Annotated in this window: 18 protein-coding genes and 1 tRNA gene; 13 read left to right on the top strand and 6 right to left on the bottom strand. The window is 65.4% G+C overall.

Features of this window, described 5'->3' with window-relative positions:
• Positions 1–24: 24 nt before the first annotated feature.
• From K420_RS0106750 to K420_RS18345, 3 genes are read left to right on the top strand one after another with little or no spacing between them, the layout of a single operon-like run.
• Positions 25–582 carry a DOMON-like domain-containing protein gene (locus tag K420_RS0106750; protein WP_027457404.1) on the top strand — a complete coding sequence of 186 codons (558 nt, stop codon included), beginning with the start codon at positions 25–27 and terminating at the stop codon, positions 580–582.
• Complete coding sequence (locus K420_RS0106745) at positions 579–1,796, top strand: exo-beta-N-acetylmuramidase NamZ family protein (protein WP_027457403.1); 1,218 nt, start codon at positions 579–581, stop codon at positions 1,794–1,796. The genes K420_RS0106750 and K420_RS0106745 overlap by 4 nt, the downstream gene beginning before the upstream one ends.
• A gap of 53 nt (positions 1,797–1,849) precedes the next feature.
• Positions 1,850–3,418: an ATP-binding protein gene (locus K420_RS18345; protein ID WP_232422741.1), complete on the top strand. Its 1,569-nt coding sequence runs from the start codon at positions 1,850–1,852 to the stop codon at positions 3,416–3,418.
• 11 nt (positions 3,419–3,429) lie between these two features.
• Here the strand turns inward: K420_RS18345 and K420_RS0106735 are convergent, their stop codons facing one another.
• From K420_RS0106735 to ftsY, 4 genes are all read right to left on the bottom strand, one after another.
• Positions 3,430–5,019, bottom strand: coding sequence for an NAD(P)-binding protein (locus tag K420_RS0106735; protein WP_027457402.1), 1,590 nt, complete (start codon positions 5,017–5,019; stop codon positions 3,430–3,432).
• Positions 5,012–5,911 carry a permease-like cell division protein FtsX gene (gene ftsX, locus K420_RS0106730; protein WP_027457401.1) on the bottom strand — a complete coding sequence of 300 codons (900 nt, stop codon included), beginning with the start codon at positions 5,909–5,911 and terminating at the stop codon, positions 5,012–5,014. Before ftsX ends, K420_RS0106735 begins: the two co-directional genes overlap by 8 nt.
• Entirely contained in the window at positions 5,911–6,561 is a 651-nt protein-coding gene (locus K420_RS0106725; protein ID WP_027457400.1) for a cell division ATP-binding protein FtsE, read from the bottom strand. Before K420_RS0106725 ends, ftsX begins: the two co-directional genes overlap by 1 nt.
• Positions 6,562–6,668: 107 nt before the next feature.
• A complete protein-coding gene (gene ftsY, locus K420_RS0106720) occupies positions 6,669–7,658 on the bottom strand; it encodes a signal recognition particle-docking protein FtsY (RefSeq protein WP_027457399.1) in 990 nt (329 codons plus the stop codon).
• Positions 7,659–7,767: 109 nt separating this feature from the next.
• Between ftsY and K420_RS0106715 the strand changes: the two genes are divergently transcribed.
• Genes K420_RS0106715 through K420_RS0106695 form a run of 5 tightly spaced genes read left to right on the top strand, consistent with a single transcriptional unit; the run spans position 7,768 to position 11,732 of the window.
• Entirely contained in the window at positions 7,768–9,126 is a 1,359-nt protein-coding gene (locus tag K420_RS0106715; RefSeq protein ID WP_027457398.1) for a M16 family metallopeptidase, read from the top strand.
• 11 nt (positions 9,127–9,137) lie between these two features.
• Positions 9,138–10,427, top strand: coding sequence for a M16 family metallopeptidase (locus tag K420_RS0106710; protein WP_088177867.1), 1,290 nt, complete (start codon positions 9,138–9,140; stop codon positions 10,425–10,427).
• Positions 10,424–10,966 (top strand): 16S rRNA (guanine(966)-N(2))-methyltransferase RsmD, encoded by a 543-nt coding sequence (gene rsmD, locus K420_RS0106705; protein ID WP_027457396.1) that lies wholly within the window; start codon positions 10,424–10,426, stop codon positions 10,964–10,966. Before K420_RS0106710 ends, rsmD begins: the two co-directional genes overlap by 4 nt.
• Positions 10,967–10,971: 5 nt before the next feature.
• A complete protein-coding gene (gene coaD, locus K420_RS0106700) occupies positions 10,972–11,457 on the top strand; it encodes a pantetheine-phosphate adenylyltransferase (RefSeq protein ID WP_027457395.1) in 486 nt (161 codons plus the stop codon).
• A gap of 17 nt (positions 11,458–11,474) precedes the next feature.
• On the top strand, positions 11,475–11,732 hold the full coding sequence (locus K420_RS0106695; protein ID WP_027457394.1) for a YfhL family 4Fe-4S dicluster ferredoxin: 258 nt from the start codon (positions 11,475–11,477) through the stop codon (positions 11,730–11,732).
• Positions 11,733–11,802: 70 nt separating this feature from the next.
• Here K420_RS0106695 and K420_RS0106690 read toward each other — a convergent pair whose 3' ends face one another.
• Both K420_RS0106690 and mutM read right to left on the bottom strand, forming a co-directional pair.
• On the bottom strand, positions 11,803–13,752 hold the full coding sequence (locus K420_RS0106690; protein WP_027457393.1) for a dynamin family protein: 1,950 nt from the start codon (positions 13,750–13,752) through the stop codon (positions 11,803–11,805).
• Positions 13,753–13,819: 67 nt separating this feature from the next.
• A complete protein-coding gene (mutM, locus tag K420_RS0106685; protein ID WP_027457392.1) occupies positions 13,820–14,653 on the bottom strand; it encodes a bifunctional DNA-formamidopyrimidine glycosylase/DNA-(apurinic or apyrimidinic site) lyase in 834 nt (277 codons plus the stop codon).
• Positions 14,654–14,752: 99 nt separating this feature from the next.
• Here mutM and K420_RS0106680 point away from each other — a divergent pair, with 99 nt between their 5' ends.
• From K420_RS0106680 to K420_RS0106660, 5 genes are all read left to right on the top strand, one after another.
• Positions 14,753–16,468: a tetratricopeptide repeat protein gene (locus K420_RS0106680; protein ID WP_051452995.1), complete on the top strand. Its 1,716-nt coding sequence runs from the start codon at positions 14,753–14,755 to the stop codon at positions 16,466–16,468.
• Positions 16,465–17,043 (top strand): lipoprotein insertase outer membrane protein LolB, encoded by a 579-nt coding sequence (gene lolB / locus K420_RS18340; protein WP_051452994.1) that lies wholly within the window; start codon positions 16,465–16,467, stop codon positions 17,041–17,043. Before K420_RS0106680 ends, lolB begins: the two co-directional genes overlap by 4 nt.
• Positions 17,025–17,888, top strand: coding sequence for a 4-(cytidine 5'-diphospho)-2-C-methyl-D-erythritol kinase (gene ispE, locus K420_RS0106670; protein ID WP_051452993.1), 864 nt, complete (start codon positions 17,025–17,027; stop codon positions 17,886–17,888). The genes lolB and ispE overlap by 19 nt, the downstream gene beginning before the upstream one ends.
• A 75-nt stretch (positions 17,889–17,963) precedes the next feature.
• Positions 17,964–18,040 (top strand) — tRNA-Gln (locus K420_RS0106665).
• 90 nt (positions 18,041–18,130) lie between these two features.
• Positions 18,131–19,081, top strand: a complete 951-nt coding sequence (locus K420_RS0106660; RefSeq protein WP_027457389.1) for a ribose-phosphate pyrophosphokinase — start codon at positions 18,131–18,133, stop codon at positions 19,079–19,081.
• Positions 19,082–19,101: the final 20 nt, after the last annotated feature.

Raw genomic sequence — 19,101 nt, 5'->3', positions numbered from 1 at the left:
TAACGCCTCCGCCGAAGCCCGAAAATGTCCGATTTACCCGCCCTTCACCCCCTGCTGCCGCATGCCGCCCTCCCCGCCCTGGCCGGCCTGAAACTGGCTGCCGGTTTCACTTGGCAAACCGACGGCGGCCTGCGCCTGCACTACCGATTGCAGGGCGCCCTCGATGGCCTGCGCCTCCCGCCCCCCGCCAGACCGGAGCAGACCGACGGCCTGTGGCAGCACACCTGCTGCGAGGCCTTCATCACCGAAGGGGCCGGTAGCGCCTACCACGAATTCAACCTGGCTCCTTCCGGCGCCTGGGCAGCGTATCGCTTCACCGACTATCGCCAGCGCGACACCGCCTGGCAACCGGCCGCCGCGCCGCACATCAGCTGCCGTCGCGATGAGGACAGCCTGTGGCTCGTCGCCGACCTGCCCGCCCCACTGCTGCCCGCCGCGCCGGCCACCGCTTCGCGCCTCGGCCTGACGGCGGTGATCGAAAGCCGGGCCGGTGAGCGCAGCTACTGGGCGCTACAGCACGCCGCGCCACAAGCCGATTTCCACCTTTCCGCCAGCTTCACGCTGCCCCTGAACCGACCATGACTTCACCGATCCAGTTCGGCATTGACCGCCTGCTCGCCCACCCTGACCTGCGCCGCCCACTGGCCGGCCGCCGCCTCGCCCTGCTCGCCCACCCGGCTTCGGTCACCGCCGACCTGACGCACAGCCTCGACGCCCTGGCCGCCTGCCCGGACCTCAAACTCTCCGCCGCCTTCGGCCCGCAGCACGGCATCAAGGGCGACAAGCAGGACAACATGGTCGAATCGCCGGATTTCATCGACCCGCAGCACGGCATTCCCATTTTCAGCCTGTACGGCGAGGTGCGCCGGCCAACCGACGCGATGATGGACAGTTTCGACGTGCTGCTCGTCGACCTGCAGGATCTTGGCTGCCGCATCTACACCTTCATCACCACACTGCGTTACGTCCTCGAAGCGGCGGCGAAGCACGGCAAGTCGGTCTGGGTGCTCGACCGCCCGAACCCGGCCGGCCGCCCGGTCGAGGGACTGACCCTGCGCGATGGCTGGGAGAGCTTCGTCGGGGCCGGCCCGATACCGATGCGCCACGGGCTGACCCTGGGCGAACTCGGCCAATGGTTCATCGATCAATTGCAGCTCGACGTCGATTACCGCGTGATCGAAATGCAAGGCTGGCAGCCCGACGTCGCGCCCGGCTACGGCTGGCCGCTCGGCGAGCGGACCTGGATCAACCCCAGTCCGAACGCCCCCAACCTGTGGATGGCCCGCGCCTACGCCGGTACCGTCATGCTCGAAGGCACGACCCTGAGCGAAGGGCGCGGCACGACCCGGCCGCTGGAAATCTTCGGGGCGCCGGAGATCGACGCCCAGGCGATCATCGCCGACATGCAGGCCCTCGCCCCGCACTGGCTGAAGGGCTGCAAACTGCGCGAAATCTGGTTCGAACCCACCTTCCACAAGCACGCGGGCCAGCTCAACCACGGCGTGCAGATCCATTGCGAAGGGCCGTATTACGACCATGCCGCCTTCCAGCCCTGGCGTGTCCAGGCACTGGCCTTCAAGGCCATCCGCCGCCGCTATCCGGACTACCCGCTGTGGCGCGACTTCGGCTACGAATACGAATTCGACCGCCTGGCTATCGACCTGATCAACGGCTCGCCCCTGTTGCGTGAATGGGTGGACGATCCAGCCGCCCAGCCGGCCGATCTCGACGCCCTGGCCCAGCCCGACGAGGCCGCCTGGCAGGAAGCGCGACGCCGCTTCCTGCTGTATCGATAGCGCGGCCGGCAAAGCTTCCTATAATGCCCCGTCCCCCTTCAATGCAGAGCACAATGGAAGCCCACGTCACGCCGGTCAGCGGCCGCACCGTTCCCCGTTTCATCCGCCAGCGGCGGTGGTGGGCCGTGCTCCTCGTGCTCTGGGCGGTTGCCGTCGGCCTCTACACCCACCTGCACCTGGCGCAGTTGCGGGAACAGATGACCCAGGTGGCCCTGGCCGGGGCGCGCAACATGTTCCGCATGGTCATCCTGACCCGCAACTGGAACGCCAGCCACGGAGGCATCTACGTGCCCGTCAACCGGCGCGTCGAGCCCAATCCCTACCTCGATCACCCGCAGCGCGACCTGACGACCACCGACGGCATCAAGCTGACCATGGTCAATCCGGCCTACATGACGCGCCTCATCGCCGAGATGGCGGAATCGTCATCCGGCGCCATTTTCCGTCTGACCAGCCTGAAGCCGATCCGCCCGGGCAACAAGCCGGACGCCTGGGAAGGGCAGTCGCTGCACGCCTTCGAAAACGGCGCCAAGGAAACCTTCGCCGTCGCCGAAGGGCAGGACGGCATGATGCTGCGCTACATGGCGCCGCTGCCGGTCGAGGAAAGCTGCCTCGACTGCCACCGCAGGCAGGGTTACCAGGTGGGCGACATCCGCGGCGGCATCAGCGTTTCGCAGCGCTACGAACCCATCGAGAACGCCATGCGCAACCATACGCGCGACGTTCTGCTCGCTTCCAGCATCAGCTTCGTGCTGGCCACGCTGCTCGGCTGGCTGCTCCTCGAATTGCTCCGCCGGCGCTGGCTGGAACTGGCCAGCAAGGTGCATGAACTGGAGGAAACGCAGAGCCAGCTGCTGCAGTCGGAGAAGATGGCGGCCATCGGCCAGCTGGCCGCCGGCGTGGCACACGAGATCAACAACCCGATCGGTTTCGTGAACTCCAACCTGGGATCGCTGAAGAATTACACCGGCCAGCTGATCGACCTGCTCGAACGCAGCCGCAAGGGCGAGGCGAGCGAGGCCGACTTCGTCGCCGCCGATTTCGACTACCTGAAGCGCGACATCGACGATCTGCTACACGAATCGCGCGACGGCCTGGAGCGGGTCAAGAAGATCGTCGCCGACCTCAAGGACTTCTCCCACGTCGACCAATCGGAATGGCAGGAAGCCGATCTCAATGCCGGCATCGAAAGCACGCTGAACGTCGTCTGGAACGAACTGAAATACAAGGCCGAGGTCGTTCGCGAATTCGGTGATCTGCCCCGGATACCCTGCGTCGCCGCACAGATCAACCAGGTGGTCATGAATCTGCTGGTCAACGCGGCGCACGCCATCGACGGGCGCGGCACCATTACCGTGCGTACCGGCCACGATACCCGGGAAGCCTGGATCGAAATCGCCGACACCGGGCGCGGCATACCGGCCGACGTCATGCAACGCATCTTCGAGCCCTTCTACACCACCAAGCCGGTCGGCAAGGGCACGGGCCTCGGCCTCTCCCTGTCCTACGACATCGTCAAGAAACACGGCGGACGCATCGAGGTCAGCAGCCAGGTCGGCATCGGCACGACCTTCCGCGTCACGCTGCCGCTGCACGGCCTGCCCTCCGGCCCGTCGGCCTGAGCGGGCACCGCTTACCCGAGACAGGCCTGCGCCGCGAGCACGCCGCGGTACTGCGCCTCCTCGAACAGCGAAAACCCGGACAGGTCGGCATGCGCCAGTTTGAGGCGCGGATGCCGAAAACCGGCCAGCAACGCCCGCCCGCCGCCGAACAGACTGCCCGGGACTGGTCGGCGCATGGCGTGACCATTACGGAAGACATCGAGCCGCGTCACCCGTTGCCGGATGTCGGGATGCACCCGCTCCAGTTCGCTCAGGATGCCCTCTGCCCAGGCCATGCGCGGCGTATCGCGGAGCAGGCGGCGCCCCTCGGCCGGCGTCACGTCATGCAGGGCGCGGTAGTAGGTGAACACGGTACCCGGCAGATGGCGGCGGATCAGTTGATGCGTCGCCGTCACATAGCCGAGACCGGGGCTGTCGTAGAACACGTTGTCCCACGCGGGCGGCGCGCCGTAGCGTTCCTCCGGCCAGCCGGCGAGATGCAGGTTGGCGGTCAGCCAGGGTGCGTAATCGCCGGCCAGGGCCGCCGTCCGCAGTTCGCCCGGCATCGCGGCCCACACCCGGGGCAGCACGAAGAGCGGCGCTGCCCAGACCAGTTGCCAAGCCTCGTAACGCACCACGCGCTCGCCGATCAGTACGTCGGCGGTGATCGCGGCCTTGCTCTCCTCAAGGCGCCCGACCAGCGCCCCGCAGACGATCCGCTCGCCGGCCGCGGCGGCCAGCCCGCGCGCCAGCCAGGCGTTGCCGTCGGGGGCTGTGAGCACCGTATCGGGCGCCGCGTTGGCTGCCTCGCCCTGGCGGCTGGCGAAGTAATGCAGGCCGGCCCAGGCTGAGGTCTGCGCGTAATCGGTCCCGTAGTCGTCGCGACAGGCGTAATTGGCCAGCCAGTGCAGGGTCGGCGCGGTGAAGCCGTTGTCGAGCAGCCACTGACGGAAGGAAAGACGATCCAGGGCCCGCCAGGTCGCATCCCGGCTCGACAAGGCCATCGGGATGGCGAATAGGCGCCGGCCGTCGCCCCCCCGGGCCTGCTTCAGTTCGGCCATGCGGGCATGGAAGCGTTGTTGCTGCCCGCGTTCCTCGACCGACAGGCCGCGCTGCGGCAACAAGCCCTCTTCCCACAGGCCGTTGCGATAGATGCGCTCTTGCGGCATGGCGCACAGATAACGCTCGTCGTAGGTTGGGCGCAGTGCAGCCGGGTCGCCCTGCAGCACGCCCAGTTCGGCCAGCAGCGCCCGCACGTATTCCGCCTCTCTCCCGGGGAGCAGCAGGTAGTGCGCCCCCCACGGATAGGCAACCAGCGGCGATTGCCCGCCGCGCGAATTGCCGCCCGGCTCGACCTCCATCTCCAGTATCGTGAAATCGTCGCGGCCTTGCCGGGCCAGCCACCAGCCCGCTGCCAGGCCGGAAATGCCGCCGCCAACGATCAGCACGCCGGTCCGCCGGGTTTCGCTGGCCGGCGGCAGGCCGCCATCGCGCAGGCGGTGGCCGAGGGTGTGGTTCATGCCGAGCAGTTCGCCCGGCGGCAGTGCCGCTTTGCCGGCTGGCGCGCAGCCGGCCAGGGCGGCCGCCCCGACCGTGGCCAGGAAGGCTCGCCGGCTAGTCAAACTTCCGCAGCGACAGGCTGACCGACAACTGCGCGCCGAGCCAGCCGAGGAAGGCGCCCAGGCCAGCCATGGCCGCAATCTCGCCGAGCGCCGGCTGGCGCAGCACGAACGTGCTGCCATAGAGCGCCGCCAGTTCGCCGACCGGCGTGGCCAGCAGACGGAGGGCCGCGAGGATCAGCCCGGCGGCGAGCAAGCCGCCGAGGAGGCCCTGCAGGGCACCAAAATAATAGAAGGGGCGCCGAATGAAGCCATCGGTGGCACCGATCATCCGCGCCACTTCGATTTCCGCCGCATGGGCCATGACCTGCAGGCGAATGGTGTTGAAGGTGACGGCGACCAGACCGGCCCCGAACAGGCCGGCCAACATCCACAAGGCCAGCTTGCCGAGCCGCAGGAAGGCGTCGAAACGCTTGACCCAGGCCGAATCGAGCTGAACGTGGGCGACCCTGGGCCAGCCGGCGATTTCCTTGCGCATGATCTCCAGCGCTTCCGGCTCAGTATTCTTCGGCTCAACGATGAAGGCGTCAGGTAGCGGGTTGCGCGGCAGGCTGGCGACGATCTCGGCCATCCCCTCGTTCGCCTGCATGCGCTTCAGGGCCTCGTCGCGCGGCACGAAGCGCCACTGGCCGGCGGCGGCCGCACGCAGGCGGTTCTCGATTTCCGCGACATCCTTTTTGCTCGCGTCCAGGTTCATGAACAGGCTGATCTGCTGCACGCCGGTCGCATTGCGGCCGAGATCGCGCAGGTTGTCGAGGGCGAGGTAACCGAAGGCCGGCAGGGTCAGCGCGATGCCGATAACGAGCAGCGAGAGCAGGGTATTGAGCGGCGAAGCGAGCAGGCGGAGGAAGGCGAGGACCAGCGCGGCGCGATGCTGGGAGAACCAGACAGCCATCAGACAACCCTCCCATGATCCAGGCGCAGCACGTTCGGGTGGTAACGCTCGATCCAGGTCTGGTCGTGCGTGGCGACAACCACGGTGACGCCGACACGATGAAAATCGGCGAAGAGATCGAGGATTTCGGTGGCCGATTCGGCATCCAGATTGCCGGTCGGCTCGTCGGCGATCAGCACGGTCGGCCGGTTGACCACGGCGCGGGCGATGGCCAGGCGTTGCTGCTCGCCGCCGGACAGCGCAATCGGGTTCGCTTTCTCGCGCGCCAGCAGGCCGACCTTGTCGAGCGCCGCCTGCGCCCGGCGCACCGCCTCGCGATGCGGCAGGCCGGCAATTTGCAGCGGCAACAGCACGTTATGCAGCGCACTGCGGTCGAACAACAGCTTCTGGTCCTGGAAAACCAGGCCGAAGTGCCGACGCACATGCGGCAGGGCACTGCGGCGCAGGGCGGTCAGGTTCTGGCCATTGACCACCAGGCTGCCGGAGGTCGGCTTCTCGATGGTCGAGATCAGCTTGACCAGCGTCGTCTTGCCGGCGCCGGAATGGCCGGTGATCAGCACCATCTGCCCGGCATCGATGCGGAAGCTGGCATCCTTGACGGCCTCCAGGCCGCCTGGATAGCGCTTGGTCAGGTTGCTGGCTTCGATCATTTCTTGGTTGTTAGTCGCGCGTTGTTCGTTGCGAATAGGGAGCTGGGGCGGTTGGAGATCGCGATGGTTCTGGCTGGCAACTCAAACCGACGGGCTACTCGCAACGCTCATTCAAACATGGCGTCCACAAAATCCCTGGCGACGAAGGGACGCAGGTCGTCGATCTGCTCGCCGACGCCGATGAAACGGATCGGCTTCGGGCACTGGCGGGCGATGGCGGTAACGACGCCGCCCTTGGCCGTGCCGTCGAGCTTGGTCAAGACAAGGCCGGTGACGTTGATCGCCTTGTCGAAGGCCTTGACCTGAGCCAGCGCGTTCTGCCCGATGTTGGCATCGAGGACGAGCAGCGTTTCGTGTGGACCTTCCGGCTCGATCTTCTGGATCACGCGGCGCACCTTGGCAATTTCCTCCATCAGGTGCAACTGGGTTGGCAGGCGGCCGGCGGTGTCGGCCAGCACGATGTCGATGCCGCGCGCCTTGGCAGCCGAGATGGCGTCGTAGATCACGGCGGCCGGGTCGCCCGACTCCTGGGCGATGACCGTCACGTTGTTGCGCTCGCCCCAGGTCTGCAGTTGCTCGCGGGCCGCGGCGCGGAAGGTGTCGCCGGCGGCGAGCAGCACGCTCTTGCCCTGGGTCTGGAAATACTTGGCCAGCTTGCCGATCGAGGTCGTCTTGCCGGCCCCGTTCACCCCGGCGATCATGATCACGTAGGGTTTGTGGGTGTTGATGTCGAGCGGCTGCTCGAGCGGGCCCAGCGTTTCGAGCAGCGCGTCGGCCAGCGCCTTCTGGATCGCTTCCGGCGTATCGAGCTTGTCGCGCTTGGCCGCCTTCTTCAACTCGTCGAGCAGGTGGGTCGTCGCCTCGATGCCGCAATCACTGGTCAGCAGCAGGGTTTCCAGTTCCTCGAGCAGTTCGTCGTCGACCTTGCCGCGCGAGAAGATGGATTTGAGCTTGCCGCCCCATTGGGCGCGGGTCTTGGCCAGGCCCTTGAACAGGCGCTCGCGCCAGGAGAGCTTGGGCGCTTCAGGGGTTTCGGCCGCTTCTGCAGCAGGAGCCGCGGCCGGCTCCGGCTTGTTTTTTTTCAGGAAACTGAACATGGGATATAAGGTCTCAAGCCTTGCTGACAGGCGGACGGCGAGCCGTTAAGATGCCGTCCGGTTCGATGCAAAATCAGCCGTGAATTCTAGCAGAAAGCCCTACTCCCCCATGCGTCTCAAATACCTGCTCACTCTCCTGCTGGCAGCCGGGCTCGCTTCCGTCGCCACCGCCAACCCCTACGAAACCACGCTCAAGAACGGCCTGCGCATCATCGTCAAGGAAGACCACCGCGCCCCGACCGCCGTGCAGATGGTCTGGTACCGCATCGGCAGCATGGACGAGGTCGATGGTGCCTCGGGCGTCGCCCACGTGCTGGAACACATGATGTTCAAGGGCACGCCGAGCGTCGGCCCGGGCGAGTTCAACAAGCGGGTCGCCGCTGCCGGCGGCCGGGATAACGCCTTCACCAGCCGCGACTACACAGCCTATTTCCAGCAGATCCCGAAGGAAAAGCTGGCCGACATGATGCAACTCGAAGCCGACCGCATGCGCCACCTGAACGTCGATGCCAAGGAATTCGAGCAGGAGATCAAGGTCGTCATGGAGGAGCGTCGCATGCGCACCGACGACAACCCGCAGGCCAAGCTGTTCGAGCAGATGAATGCCGTCGCCTTCCAGGCCCATCCCTACCGCCGCCCGATCATCGGCTGGATGAACGACCTGGAAAACATGACCGCCGCCGACGCCAAGGCCTGGTACGACACCTGGTACGTCCCCAACAACGCCTATGTCGTGATCACCGGCGACGTCGATCACAAGACGGTTTTCGCACTGGCCGAGCGCTACTACGGCCCGCTCGAAGGCCGCGCCCTGCCGCCGCGCCGCCAGCAGATCGAGCCGAAGCAGGAGGGCAGCCGCCGCGTCACCGTCAAGGCGCCAGCCGAACTGCCCGTGCTGATCATGGGCTACAAGGCGCCCATCCTGCGCGACGTGGACAAGGACAGTGACCCGTACGCGCTGGAAATGCTGGCCGCCATCCTCGACGGCCACGATGCCGCCCGCTTCAACAAGAAATTGGTGCGCGAGGACAAGATCGCCCTGACCGCCGGCATCGACTACGACAACACGGCGCGCGGCCCGGGCATGCTCTACTTGCACGGCACGCCGTCGGAAGGAAAAACCGTCGCCGACCTGGAGGCCGCTCTGCGCGCCGAAATCGCCCGCGTCCAGCAGGAAGGCGTCAGCGAGGTCGAACTGAAACGGGCCAAGGCGCAACTGATTGCCGGCGAGGTATACAAGAAGGATTCGATGTTCGGCCAGGCCATGGAAATCGGCCAGATCGAGGCGGTCGGCCTGCCCTATGGGAAAATCGACCGCATGCTGGACAAGTTGCAGCAGGTCACCGCAGCGCAAGTCCAGGCCGTCGCCCAAAAGTATTTCAACGACGACGCCCTGACCGTCGGCGTCCTCGATCCGCAACCGCTCGACGGCAAGCCGCGCCGCCCGGCCGTCGCCACCCGTCACTGATGAAAGCAACCATGAAACGATTGATTGCCGCCGTCTTCGCCCTCCTGCTCACCCAGGCCGCCCTGGCTGGCGTCAAGATCGAGCACTGGGTCTCGTCCTCCGGCGCCCGCGTCTATTTCGTCGAAAGCCGCGTCCTGCCCATGCTCGACGTGCAAGTCGATTTTGCCGCCGGTTCCCTGTTCGATCCGGCAGGCAAATCCGGCCTTGCCGCCCTGACCCGCGCCACCCTCGACAACGGCGCCGGCCAGCTGGATGAAACCGCCATCGCCGAACGACTGGCCGACATCGGCGCCAACCTCGGAGGGGGCGCCGACACCGACCGCGCCAGCGTCGCGCTGCGTACGCTGGCCGCCCGTGACAAGCGCGAACCAGCCCTCGACATCCTGAAGACGGTCATCCAGGCCCCGCGGTTCGATGCCGCCATCTTCGAGCGCGAGAAGGCCCGCACCATCGCCGGCCTCAAGGAGGCGATGACACGGCCGGACAGCATCGCCGGCAAAGCTTTCTGGGAGGCGCTCTATCCCGACCATCCCTACGGCCGGCAAGCCACGCCGGAGAGTGTCGCGGCCCTGAACCGCGACGATCTCGCCGCCTTCCACGCCCGCTACTACACGGCCGCCAACGCCACGATCACCCTGGTCGGCGACCTGTCCCGCCAGGAGGCCGAAGGCATTGTCGAGAAGCTGCTCGCCGGCTTGCCGCGCGGCACCGTCACCCCCTTGCCCGCCCCCCCCGGCCTGCCGAAGGGTGGTCTAACCCAGCTCGCCCATCCGGCCAGCCAGGCCCACATTTACCTCGGCCTGCCGGCCATCGAACGCGGCAATCCGGATTTCTTCCCGCTCCTCGTCGGCAACTACACGCTGGGCGGCGGCGGCTTCGTCTCCCGCCTGATGAAGGAAGTACGTGACAAGCGCGGCTACGCCTACAGTGTGTATTCCTACTTCGCTCCGATGCGGCAGACCGGTCCCTTCCAGATTGGTCTGCAAACCAAGCGCAGCCAGGCGAAGGACGCCATCAAGGTCGCGCGCGACGTGCTGGACGGCTTCCTGAAGGATGGCCCAAGCGATGAGGAACTGGCAGCCGCCAAGGCCAACCTGACCGGCAGTTTCCCGCTGCGCCTGGACAGCAACAAGAAGATTCTCGACAACGTCGCGGTCATCGGCTTCTACGGCCTGCCGCTCGACTATCTCGACCAGTACCAGGCCAAAGTGCAGGCCGTGACGGCCGACGATGTCCGGCAAGCCTTCGCGCGCCGGGTCAAGCCGGAAAACCTGATCACCGTCACGGTGGCGGCGGATTGAACGCGGTCCGCATCGTCGGCGGCGAGTTCCGCCGCCGCGTCCTGCGCTTTCCCGACAGCATCGGCCTGCGTCCGACGCCGGACCGGGTACGCGAAACGCTGTTCAACTGGCTCGGCCAGGATCTCGACGGCTGGCACTGCCTCGACCTCTTCGCTGGCAGCGGGGCGCTCGGCTTCGAAGCGGCCTCACGCGGCGCGGCGCGTGTCGTCATGGTCGAACAGGCCCCCAGAGTGCTCGCTGCGTTGCATGAAAACCACGAATTGCTGCATAAACCAGCCGCTGTGGAGATCATTCGTTCGGATGCGCTACAATATTTGGTCTCGACGCAGGCGAAATTCGACCTGATCTTCCTCGATCCTCCCTACAAAAAAGGCTGGATTGCCCGCCTGGAACCACTACTTCCCGGCGCCCTGAACGAAGACGCAGCGATCTACGTCGAAGCGGAGCACGAAATCGAATCGCTTGGCGAATGGCGCACGGTGCGCCAGGGCAAGGCGGGGGAAGTTCACTTTCACTTGTTGCGGCGGCAAACCACTTGAACAAACTGAATCATCGCATCGCGATCTATCCGGGCACCTTTGACCCGATCACCCGGGGTCACGAAGACCTGGTACGGCGCGCCGCCTCGCTGTTCGACAAGCTGATCCTGGCGATTGCTGAAAGTCCGGCCAAGCAGCCGCGCTTTTCGCTGGCCGACCGCGTCGAGATGGCGAGCGAGATCCTCCACGACCTGCCGAATGTCGAGGTCCTCGGTTTCAATTCGCTGCTCATGAACTTCGTGCATGAGAAGGGCGCCAAGGTGGTCGTGCGCGGTCTGCGCGCCGTATCCGACTTCGAATACGAATTCCAGATGGCGGGCATGAACCGCAGCGTCTACCCGGAAGTCGAAACCGTGTTTCTGACCCCCGGCGAGCAATATATGTTCATCTCCGCTACCATGGTGCGTGAAATCGCCCGACTGGGCGGCGATGTCAGCAAATTTGTGCAACCTTGTGTAGAAAAGCGCCTGCGGGCGAAAATCACTGCTTAACCGAGAGAGGAACAGCTATGTCTCTGATTATTACCGACGAGTGCATCAACTGCGACGTGTGCGAACCGGAGTGCCCGAATGAGGCGATCTCCCAGGGCGAGGAAATCTACGTCATCGACCCGAACAAGTGCACCGAGTGCGTCGGCCATTACGATGAACCGCAGTGCGTCCAGGTCTGCCCCGTCGATTGCATCCCCAAGGATCCCAACCATGTGGAAACCGAGGATCAACTGTGGGCCAAGTACGAAAAACTCACCGGCAACAAGCGCGCCTGAGCTTTTCCCGCTCCCAATAAAAAACCCGCGATCGTCGCGGGTTTTTTATTGGCCGGTCGGGGCGTCTCCGTCAGGCAGCCTGCAAAACCCGGTCAGCCTGCGGCACCAGCATTTCCTGGACGCGGCCGACAATTTCCTCGAGGGCGTCGATCTGCTGGCGGAGGCCCTTCTCGACGCTCTCGAGTTCGGCGATGCGGTCTTCCAGCGTATCGGTCGCCTGATGGATGCGCTTGATGCTCTCCAGGCGACGTTTCAACTGGATCTGGTGCTCGCGAACCTGCGTTTCCATCGGTGCCATCACGGCGCGTAGCCAGACTTCGGCGTCACGGTTGGCATGCTCGAAGGCACGGCGCACCTGTACCGCGACCTCCTCGAAGAATTTCTGCGTGATGTTCTTCTTGTCGTGCGTCAGCAGGCTGAGCATGGTGTTCAGATGATCATCGCACCACGCCTGCAGGCGATCCAGTTCCTTTTCATAGCGCAATAGCGAGAAGCTCGTTGGCGAACCCAGCTTCAGGCCGTGCTCAACGGCGAATTTCTTGTAGACCGCCTCCATCATGGCCAGGATCTCGTTGATTTCGCCACTCGACTTGCTCAGCGCCTGCCGCGCCTGGGCGAAGAAATTCGCCATCGCATCCGACAAGGTCTTGGAGAAGGCCGCCTCCTCCATCACCGTGCGCGTCTCATGGGTCAACTGGCGCAGGACATCGAGGCCAAGGTGGCCGAACAGGTTGTTGGTCAGCGTCGAGAAGACGCTGCGCACCGCGTAGTAGCGCTGCAGGCCGGACTCGAATTCCTCCTTCTCGGCCCGCACCTTGCCCATCATGTATTCGACGACACCCTTGTTTTTGCCGCGCAGCTCGGTCAATTCGGTCAATTGCTCGCGCAAGCCGGTCAACCGCGACTCGAGCAGGCCGCGCACGCGCCGGCTGACATCACCGAACTCACTTTCCGTGCTTTCACAAACGATGTCGCGCTTGGCCGGGATCAGTTCGCTGGACAGCGCCGCTTCCAGCAGCGGCAGGCGGCTCTTGTCGAGCAGGGCGGCATCGCCGGTGATCTTGGCGACCAAGCCCTTCTGGGCCGACACCGGGAAGACCTGGCTGGCCGGCAGATCCAGCGTGTTGGCACTGGATTCGACCTGGCGGCGGATTTCGGCATCGATCTCTTCCGGCGTCTTCAACTCGTCCCACTGGCCGTCAATCTTGTTCAGGACGACCATGCGGCCGCGCTTGGCGACGCCGCCGTTGCAGATGTGCTCGCGCCAGATGGCCATGTCCGACTGGGTGACGCCGGTATCGGCTGCCAGGATGAAGAGCACGGCATGAGCGTTAGGTAACAGGGAGAGGGTCAGTTCCGGCTCGGCGCCGATGGCGTTGAGGCCCGGTGTATCCAGGATGACCAGGCCCTGCTTGAGCAGGGGATGCGGAAAATTGATCATCGCGTGGCGCCAGCGCGGCACCTCGACCAGGCCGTCCTCACCGACGCTGTACAACTCGACCTGGCCTTCGCCGACCTCGAAACCAAGGCGGGCCGCCTCTTCCGGCGTGACGCGGGTCGTCTGGCTGACATGGCGCAGCGCATCCTGCATCGCATCCGGCGAGTCGGTGTCGAGCGGCATGCGTGACCACTCATCCGGAAAACGCTTGTATTCGCTGACGCTGGAATTGGACGAACGCGTCTGGATGGGCAGCAACTCGATGCTCGGCGCCTTGTTGCTGTCGAACAGCAACTCGGTCGGACACATGGTGGTCCGCCCCGCCGACGAGGGCAGCATGCGGTTGCCGTAATCGGCAAAGAAGATGGCGTTGATCAGTTCCGACTTGCCACGCGAGAACTCGGCGACGAAAGCGACGTTGAGTCGGTCTTCGCGCAAGCGCTCGAGCAGTTGCGCCAGGCGCAGGTCGCTCTGGGCATCTGACAGTTCGTTCTGCCCCAGCCAGTGCTGCAGTTCGCCGATATGAGCGGCGAGACGGGAACGCCAGGCGGAGTAGGCGGCAAATTGATCGGCCAGTGACATAGATTTCTTCCCGAAGACGGACGGAATATGCAATCTAGCATAAAAAACAGGGGCTTGCAGGGGCTTTTCAATGCTGGCAGCCCGCGCAGTAATAGGTGCTGCGCCCCGCCTGGCGAATTTGTCTGACCACGCCATCACAACGCAGGCACGACTCGCCGGCCCGGTCGTACACCCCGGCCTGAATCTGGAAGCAACCGGCCCCGCCGTCGCTGTGCACGTAATCGCGGATGCTGCTGCCGCCAGCGGCGATGGCATCGGCCAGCGTCTCGCGAATCGCCGGAACAAGGATTTCGTAGCGCGCCCGACTGATCCGGTTCGCCGCCCGCAATGGCGAGATACCGGCGCGGAAAAGGCTTTCCGAAGCATAGATGTTGCCGATGCCGACCACCAGATGGCTGTCCATCAGGATCGGCTTGATCGGCCCGCTGCGCCGGGCGAGCGCGGCATGCAGCCAGCCTGGCGAGAAACCGTCGGACAGTGGCTCGATGCCCTGACTGGCCAGCAGCGGGTGGCGCTCAGCCTGTTCCGGCGGTCCGGCCTGCCAGAGCACGACGCCGAAGCGGCGGGGGTCGGCGAAGCGCAGGATCTGCGTCGGCAGAAGCAGATCGACGTGATCGTGCTTCTCCGGCGGCAAGCCGGGCGGCACGAAACGCAGGTTGCCTGACATCCCGAGATGAATGATCAGTGTTCCCTCAACGCCCGCCCGCCGGCAATCGATCAGCAGATACTTGCCGCGCCGGCGCACCGCGACGATCCGGCAGCCGGGCAGCAGGTCGACCAGTTCGGGCGAAATCGGCTGGCGCAGGCGGAGCGCCCGCAGCGTCACACCAACCACCGTCTGCCCGGCCAGTTCCGGCTCGATCCCCCGCCGACAGACTTCCACCTCCGGCAATTCCGGCATCGCTTGTCCCTCCGCACAATCCCAAATAACATCGCAAACTAATCGGATTTTATGCGTTCAAATGCACATTGCCTGCCCCTCTTCGATCGAAAGCCGTCCATGCAACCGAAGTTTCTCGCCGCCGCCATCACCCTTGCCCTGGGCCTGACCCACGGGGGAACCACCCTGGCCGCCGGCGAAAAGCCGTCCCGCCCCGCCGCCAAGCGCGCGGCGGCGCAACCGGTCGGTGAAGACCTCCTGGCCCGCACCGTTTTCCAGGCCCTGGTCGGCGAATTTGCCTTGCAGCGCGGCGACGCCAAACTCGGCTCCGATGCCTGGGCCGACCTCGCGGTGCGCACCCGCGACCCGAAAGTCATCGCCCGTGCCACCGAGATCGCCGGCTTCGCACGTCAGTACGACCGCGCGCTGGAGCTCTCCCGCCTGTGGCTCGAAGTCGAGCCGGACTCGACCCGCGCCCGCCAGACCCAGTCGTCGCTCCTGGTCATGGCCAACCGCATCGATGAACTGGCCCCTCAAATGGCCGCCCTCCTTGCCCAGGACAAGGCCAATGTCGGCAACAACCTGCTGCACCTGAACCGCATGCTGGGCCGAATCACGGACAAGAAGGCCGTTCAGGGCCTGATCGACAGGCTGGCCACGCCCTACAACACGCTCCCCGAGGCGCATTTCGCCATGGCCCAGGCCGCCGCCGCGGCCGGGGACAACCTGCGCGCCCTGACCGAAACCGAAAAATCATTGCAGCTGCGCCCGAACTGGGAAACCGCCGCCATTGCCCGCGCCCAGCTGCAGGCCCGCCTCTCGGCGAAAACCGCCATTGACAGCCTGGACGATTTCGTCGGCCACAACCCGGCCGCCAACGAGGCTCGCCTGACGCTGGCCCGCCTGCTGATCAGCGAGAAACGCTACGAGGAATCGCGCCGGCACTTCGACCGCCTGGTCAAGGACCACCCGGACAATCCGGAAGTGATCTACCCGGTCGCCATGCTCGCCCTGCAGCAGGGCGATACCACGACCGGGCGCAGCCAGCTCGAAAACCTGCTGAAAACCGACTTCCCCGACAAGAGCACGATCCACTTCTTCCTCGGCCAGCTCGAACAGGAGCAGAAGCAGCCGGATGCCGCGCTCGCCCACTACCGGCAGGTCACCGGCGGCGAACAGTTCGTTCCCGCCCGTTCGCGCGCCGCCCAGATCCTGATGCAACAGGGCAAGAACGCCGAAGCACGCGAATTGCTGGCCAACACCCGGGCCGGCACGCCGGCCGAGCGCATCCAGCTGACCCTCGCCGAATCCCAGCTGCTGCGAGAAGCCGGCCGGCACAACGAAGCCTACATCGTGCTCGACCGTGCGCTGGCAGCGCAGCCCAACGACAGCGAACTGCTCTACGAAGCGGCCCTGACCGCCGAGCGCATCGGCAAGCCGGAAATCCTCGAGATGCACCTCAAGCATCTGCTCGCCCTGAAACCCGACCACGCTCACGCTCTCAACGCCCTTGGCTACTCATTGGCCGAACGCAACCAGCGCCTGCCGGAGGCCCACGACCTGATCGCCAGGGCGCTCAGCCTGGCACCAGAAGACCCCTTCATCATGGACAGCATGGGCTGGGTGCTCTTCCGCCTGGGCAAGCTGCCGGAAGCCCTCCAGACCCTGGAAAAAGCCTTCCGCATCAAGGCCGACCCGGAAATCGCCGCCCATCTCGGTGAAGTGCTGTGGACCCTGGAGCGCAAGGACGAAGCCCGCCGCATCCTGCAGGACGCCTACAAGGCACATCCGGAAAACGAAGCGCTGGCTGCCACCGTCAAGAAACTGCTGCCTTGATCGCCCGTTTTACTGCGGCCACAGCCCTGGCGCTCGGCCTGCTCGCCGGCTGCGCCACGCTCCCCCCCCCCACCCTGCCGGCACGCGACGCCATGCGCGACTTCGTGCTGGAAAGCCGTTTCGCCCTGCGCGCCACACCGCCCGGGCAGGCCGCGCAGAGCTCCGGCGGACGCCTGACCTGGTCGCATCGCGACCGCCATGATCGCATCCTGCTCGCCAACCCGCTCGGTTACGGCGTGGCCGAAATTGACAGCGCCCCGAACGGCGCACGCTTGCGCACGGCAGACGGCCAGGAGCACACCTCGCCCGACCCGGATGCCCTGATCGAGGCAGTGACCGGCCTGCGCCTGCCGGTCGCCCGCCTGCCCGCCTGGTTGCTCGGCCGCTCCGGCGGCAACGCCCGCATCCTGTCCGACGCCCAGGGCCGCCCCGGCCAGTTGCATGAAGCCGGCTGGCGCATCGACTACGTGTATGACGATGGACGGCCGGACGCGCTGCCCGCCCGCCTGACCATCAGCCGCCCCGGCGAGATCGAACTCAAGCTGCGCATCGAAGAATGGAAGGAACACCCGTGACCCGCTGGACCTGGGACAGCTCCTGGCCCGCCCCGGCCAAGCTCAACCTCTTCCTGCACGTCGTCGGCCGCCGGCCCGATGGCTATCACCTGCTACAAACGGTCTTTCGCTTCATCGACCGCGCCGATACCCTGCATTTCGCACCGCGCCAAGACAGCCACATCGTGCTCGCCACACCCATTCCCGGCGTGCCAGCCGACAGCGACCTGACCGTGTGCGCCGCCCGCCTGCTGCAACAGGCTACCGGCTGCCGCCAAGGCGCAACGATTCACCTCACCAAGCACCTGCCGATGGGCGGTGGCCTGGGGGGCGGCTCGTCCGATGCCGCCACCGTGCTGCTCGCCCTCAACCACCTGTGGCAGACCGGCCTCAGCCGAACCGAGCTGGAACGGCTCGGCCTGACGCTGGGTGCCGACGTGCCAGTCTTCGTGCATGGCCGCAACACCTTCGCCGAAGGCATTGGCGAAGCCTTCACCGATGTCGACCTGCCGGCGGAAAGCTATCTGGTCCTCCAACCCGAAGCCCATGTCCCCACCGCCGCCATCTTCGGCGCACCCGAACTGAAGCGCGACACCCCGGCTATCCGTCCGGGGGAATGGCAACACGGCGACGGTCACAACGATCTGGAAACCGTGGCCTCTGCCAAATTTCCAGCCGTCGCCGCAGCATTGGCCTGGCTGAAGACACAGGCCCCGCAGGCCATGATGACCGGCTCCGGCGCCTGTGTTTTCGCCGGGTTTGCCGAGCGCCGCGCGGCCGAAGCTGCCCTGGCGCACTTGCCGGCAAGCCTGCGCGGCTGGGTCGCCGACGGCCTGGCAGAACATCCGCTCGCAAAAATTCAGTAAAAGGGCTGGATTTTCGCAATCGCCTCCTGTATTATTCGCGCCTCGCTTGAACGCGAACCCGTTCGAGCAACCCGCTGGGGAGTCGCCAAGTTGGTCAAGGCACCGGATTTTGATTCCGGCATTCGAAGGTTCGAATCCTTCCTCCTCAGCCAAGCTTCCTTCGGGCAGGTCACAAGCCTGCCCGATTTTCATTGTGGCGGGCGAATGCAGTGCGCATGCAAATAGTCCGGAGGAATGTGGAAATGGCTTACAACAGCCTGATGGTCTTCACCGGCAACGCCAACCCGAAGCTGGCCGCCGATGTCGCTCAACAGCTCAACGTCGACCTGGGTCGCGCCAATGTCGGCCGCTTCTCGGATGGCGAAGTTTCCGTCGAACTGCAGGAACATGTTCGCGGTCGCGATATCTTCGTACTGCAATCCACCTGCGCCCCGACCAACGACAACCTGATGGAAATGCTGGTCATGGTCGACGCCCTGAAGCGCGCCTCGGCCGGTCGCATCACCGCTGCCATCCCGTATTTCGGCTACGCCCGCCAGGACCGTCGTTCGCGCTCTTCGCGCGTGCCCATCGCCGCCAAGCTGGTCGCCAACATGCTCGTCGCCTCCGGCGTCGACCGCGTGCTGACCATGGACCTGCACGCCGAACAGATCCAGGGCTTCTTCGACATTCCGGTCGATAACATCTACGCTCTGCCCATCCTGCTCGACGACATCCGTAAGCAGAATTACGAAAACCCGCTGGTCGTCTCGCCGGATCACGGCGGTGTCGTCCGCGCCCGCTCGCTGGCCAAGCGCCTCGAATGCGACCTGGCGATCATCGACAAGCGCCGCCCGAAGGCCAACGTCTCCGAAGTGATGAACATCATCGGCGAGGTCGATGGCCGCACCTGCATCATCATGGACGACATGGTCGACACCGCCGGCACGCTGTGTAAGGCCGCCACGGCCCTCAAGGCCAACGGTGCCAAGAAGGTCGTCGCCTACTGCACCCACCCGGTGCTGTCCGGCCCGGCCGTCGAGCGCGTCAATTCGTCCGACCTCGACGCCCTGGTTGTTACCGACACCATTCCGCTGCGCGACGATGCCGCCGCTTCGCCGCGCATCCGCCAGTTGTCGGTCGCCGAGATCATGGCCGAAACCATTCGCCGCATCAGCAACGACGACTCCGTGTCGTCGCTGTTCATCGATTAAGTTTTTTAAACCTTCCCGCT

Source organism: Dechloromonas agitata is5 (assembly GCF_000519045.1).
In the GTDB taxonomy this organism is placed as follows: Bacteria; Pseudomonadota; Gammaproteobacteria; order Burkholderiales; family Rhodocyclaceae; genus Azonexus; species Azonexus agitatus.
The sequence above is the reverse complement of the archived record's forward strand: the minus strand, read 5'-3'. Positions and strand labels throughout refer to the sequence as shown.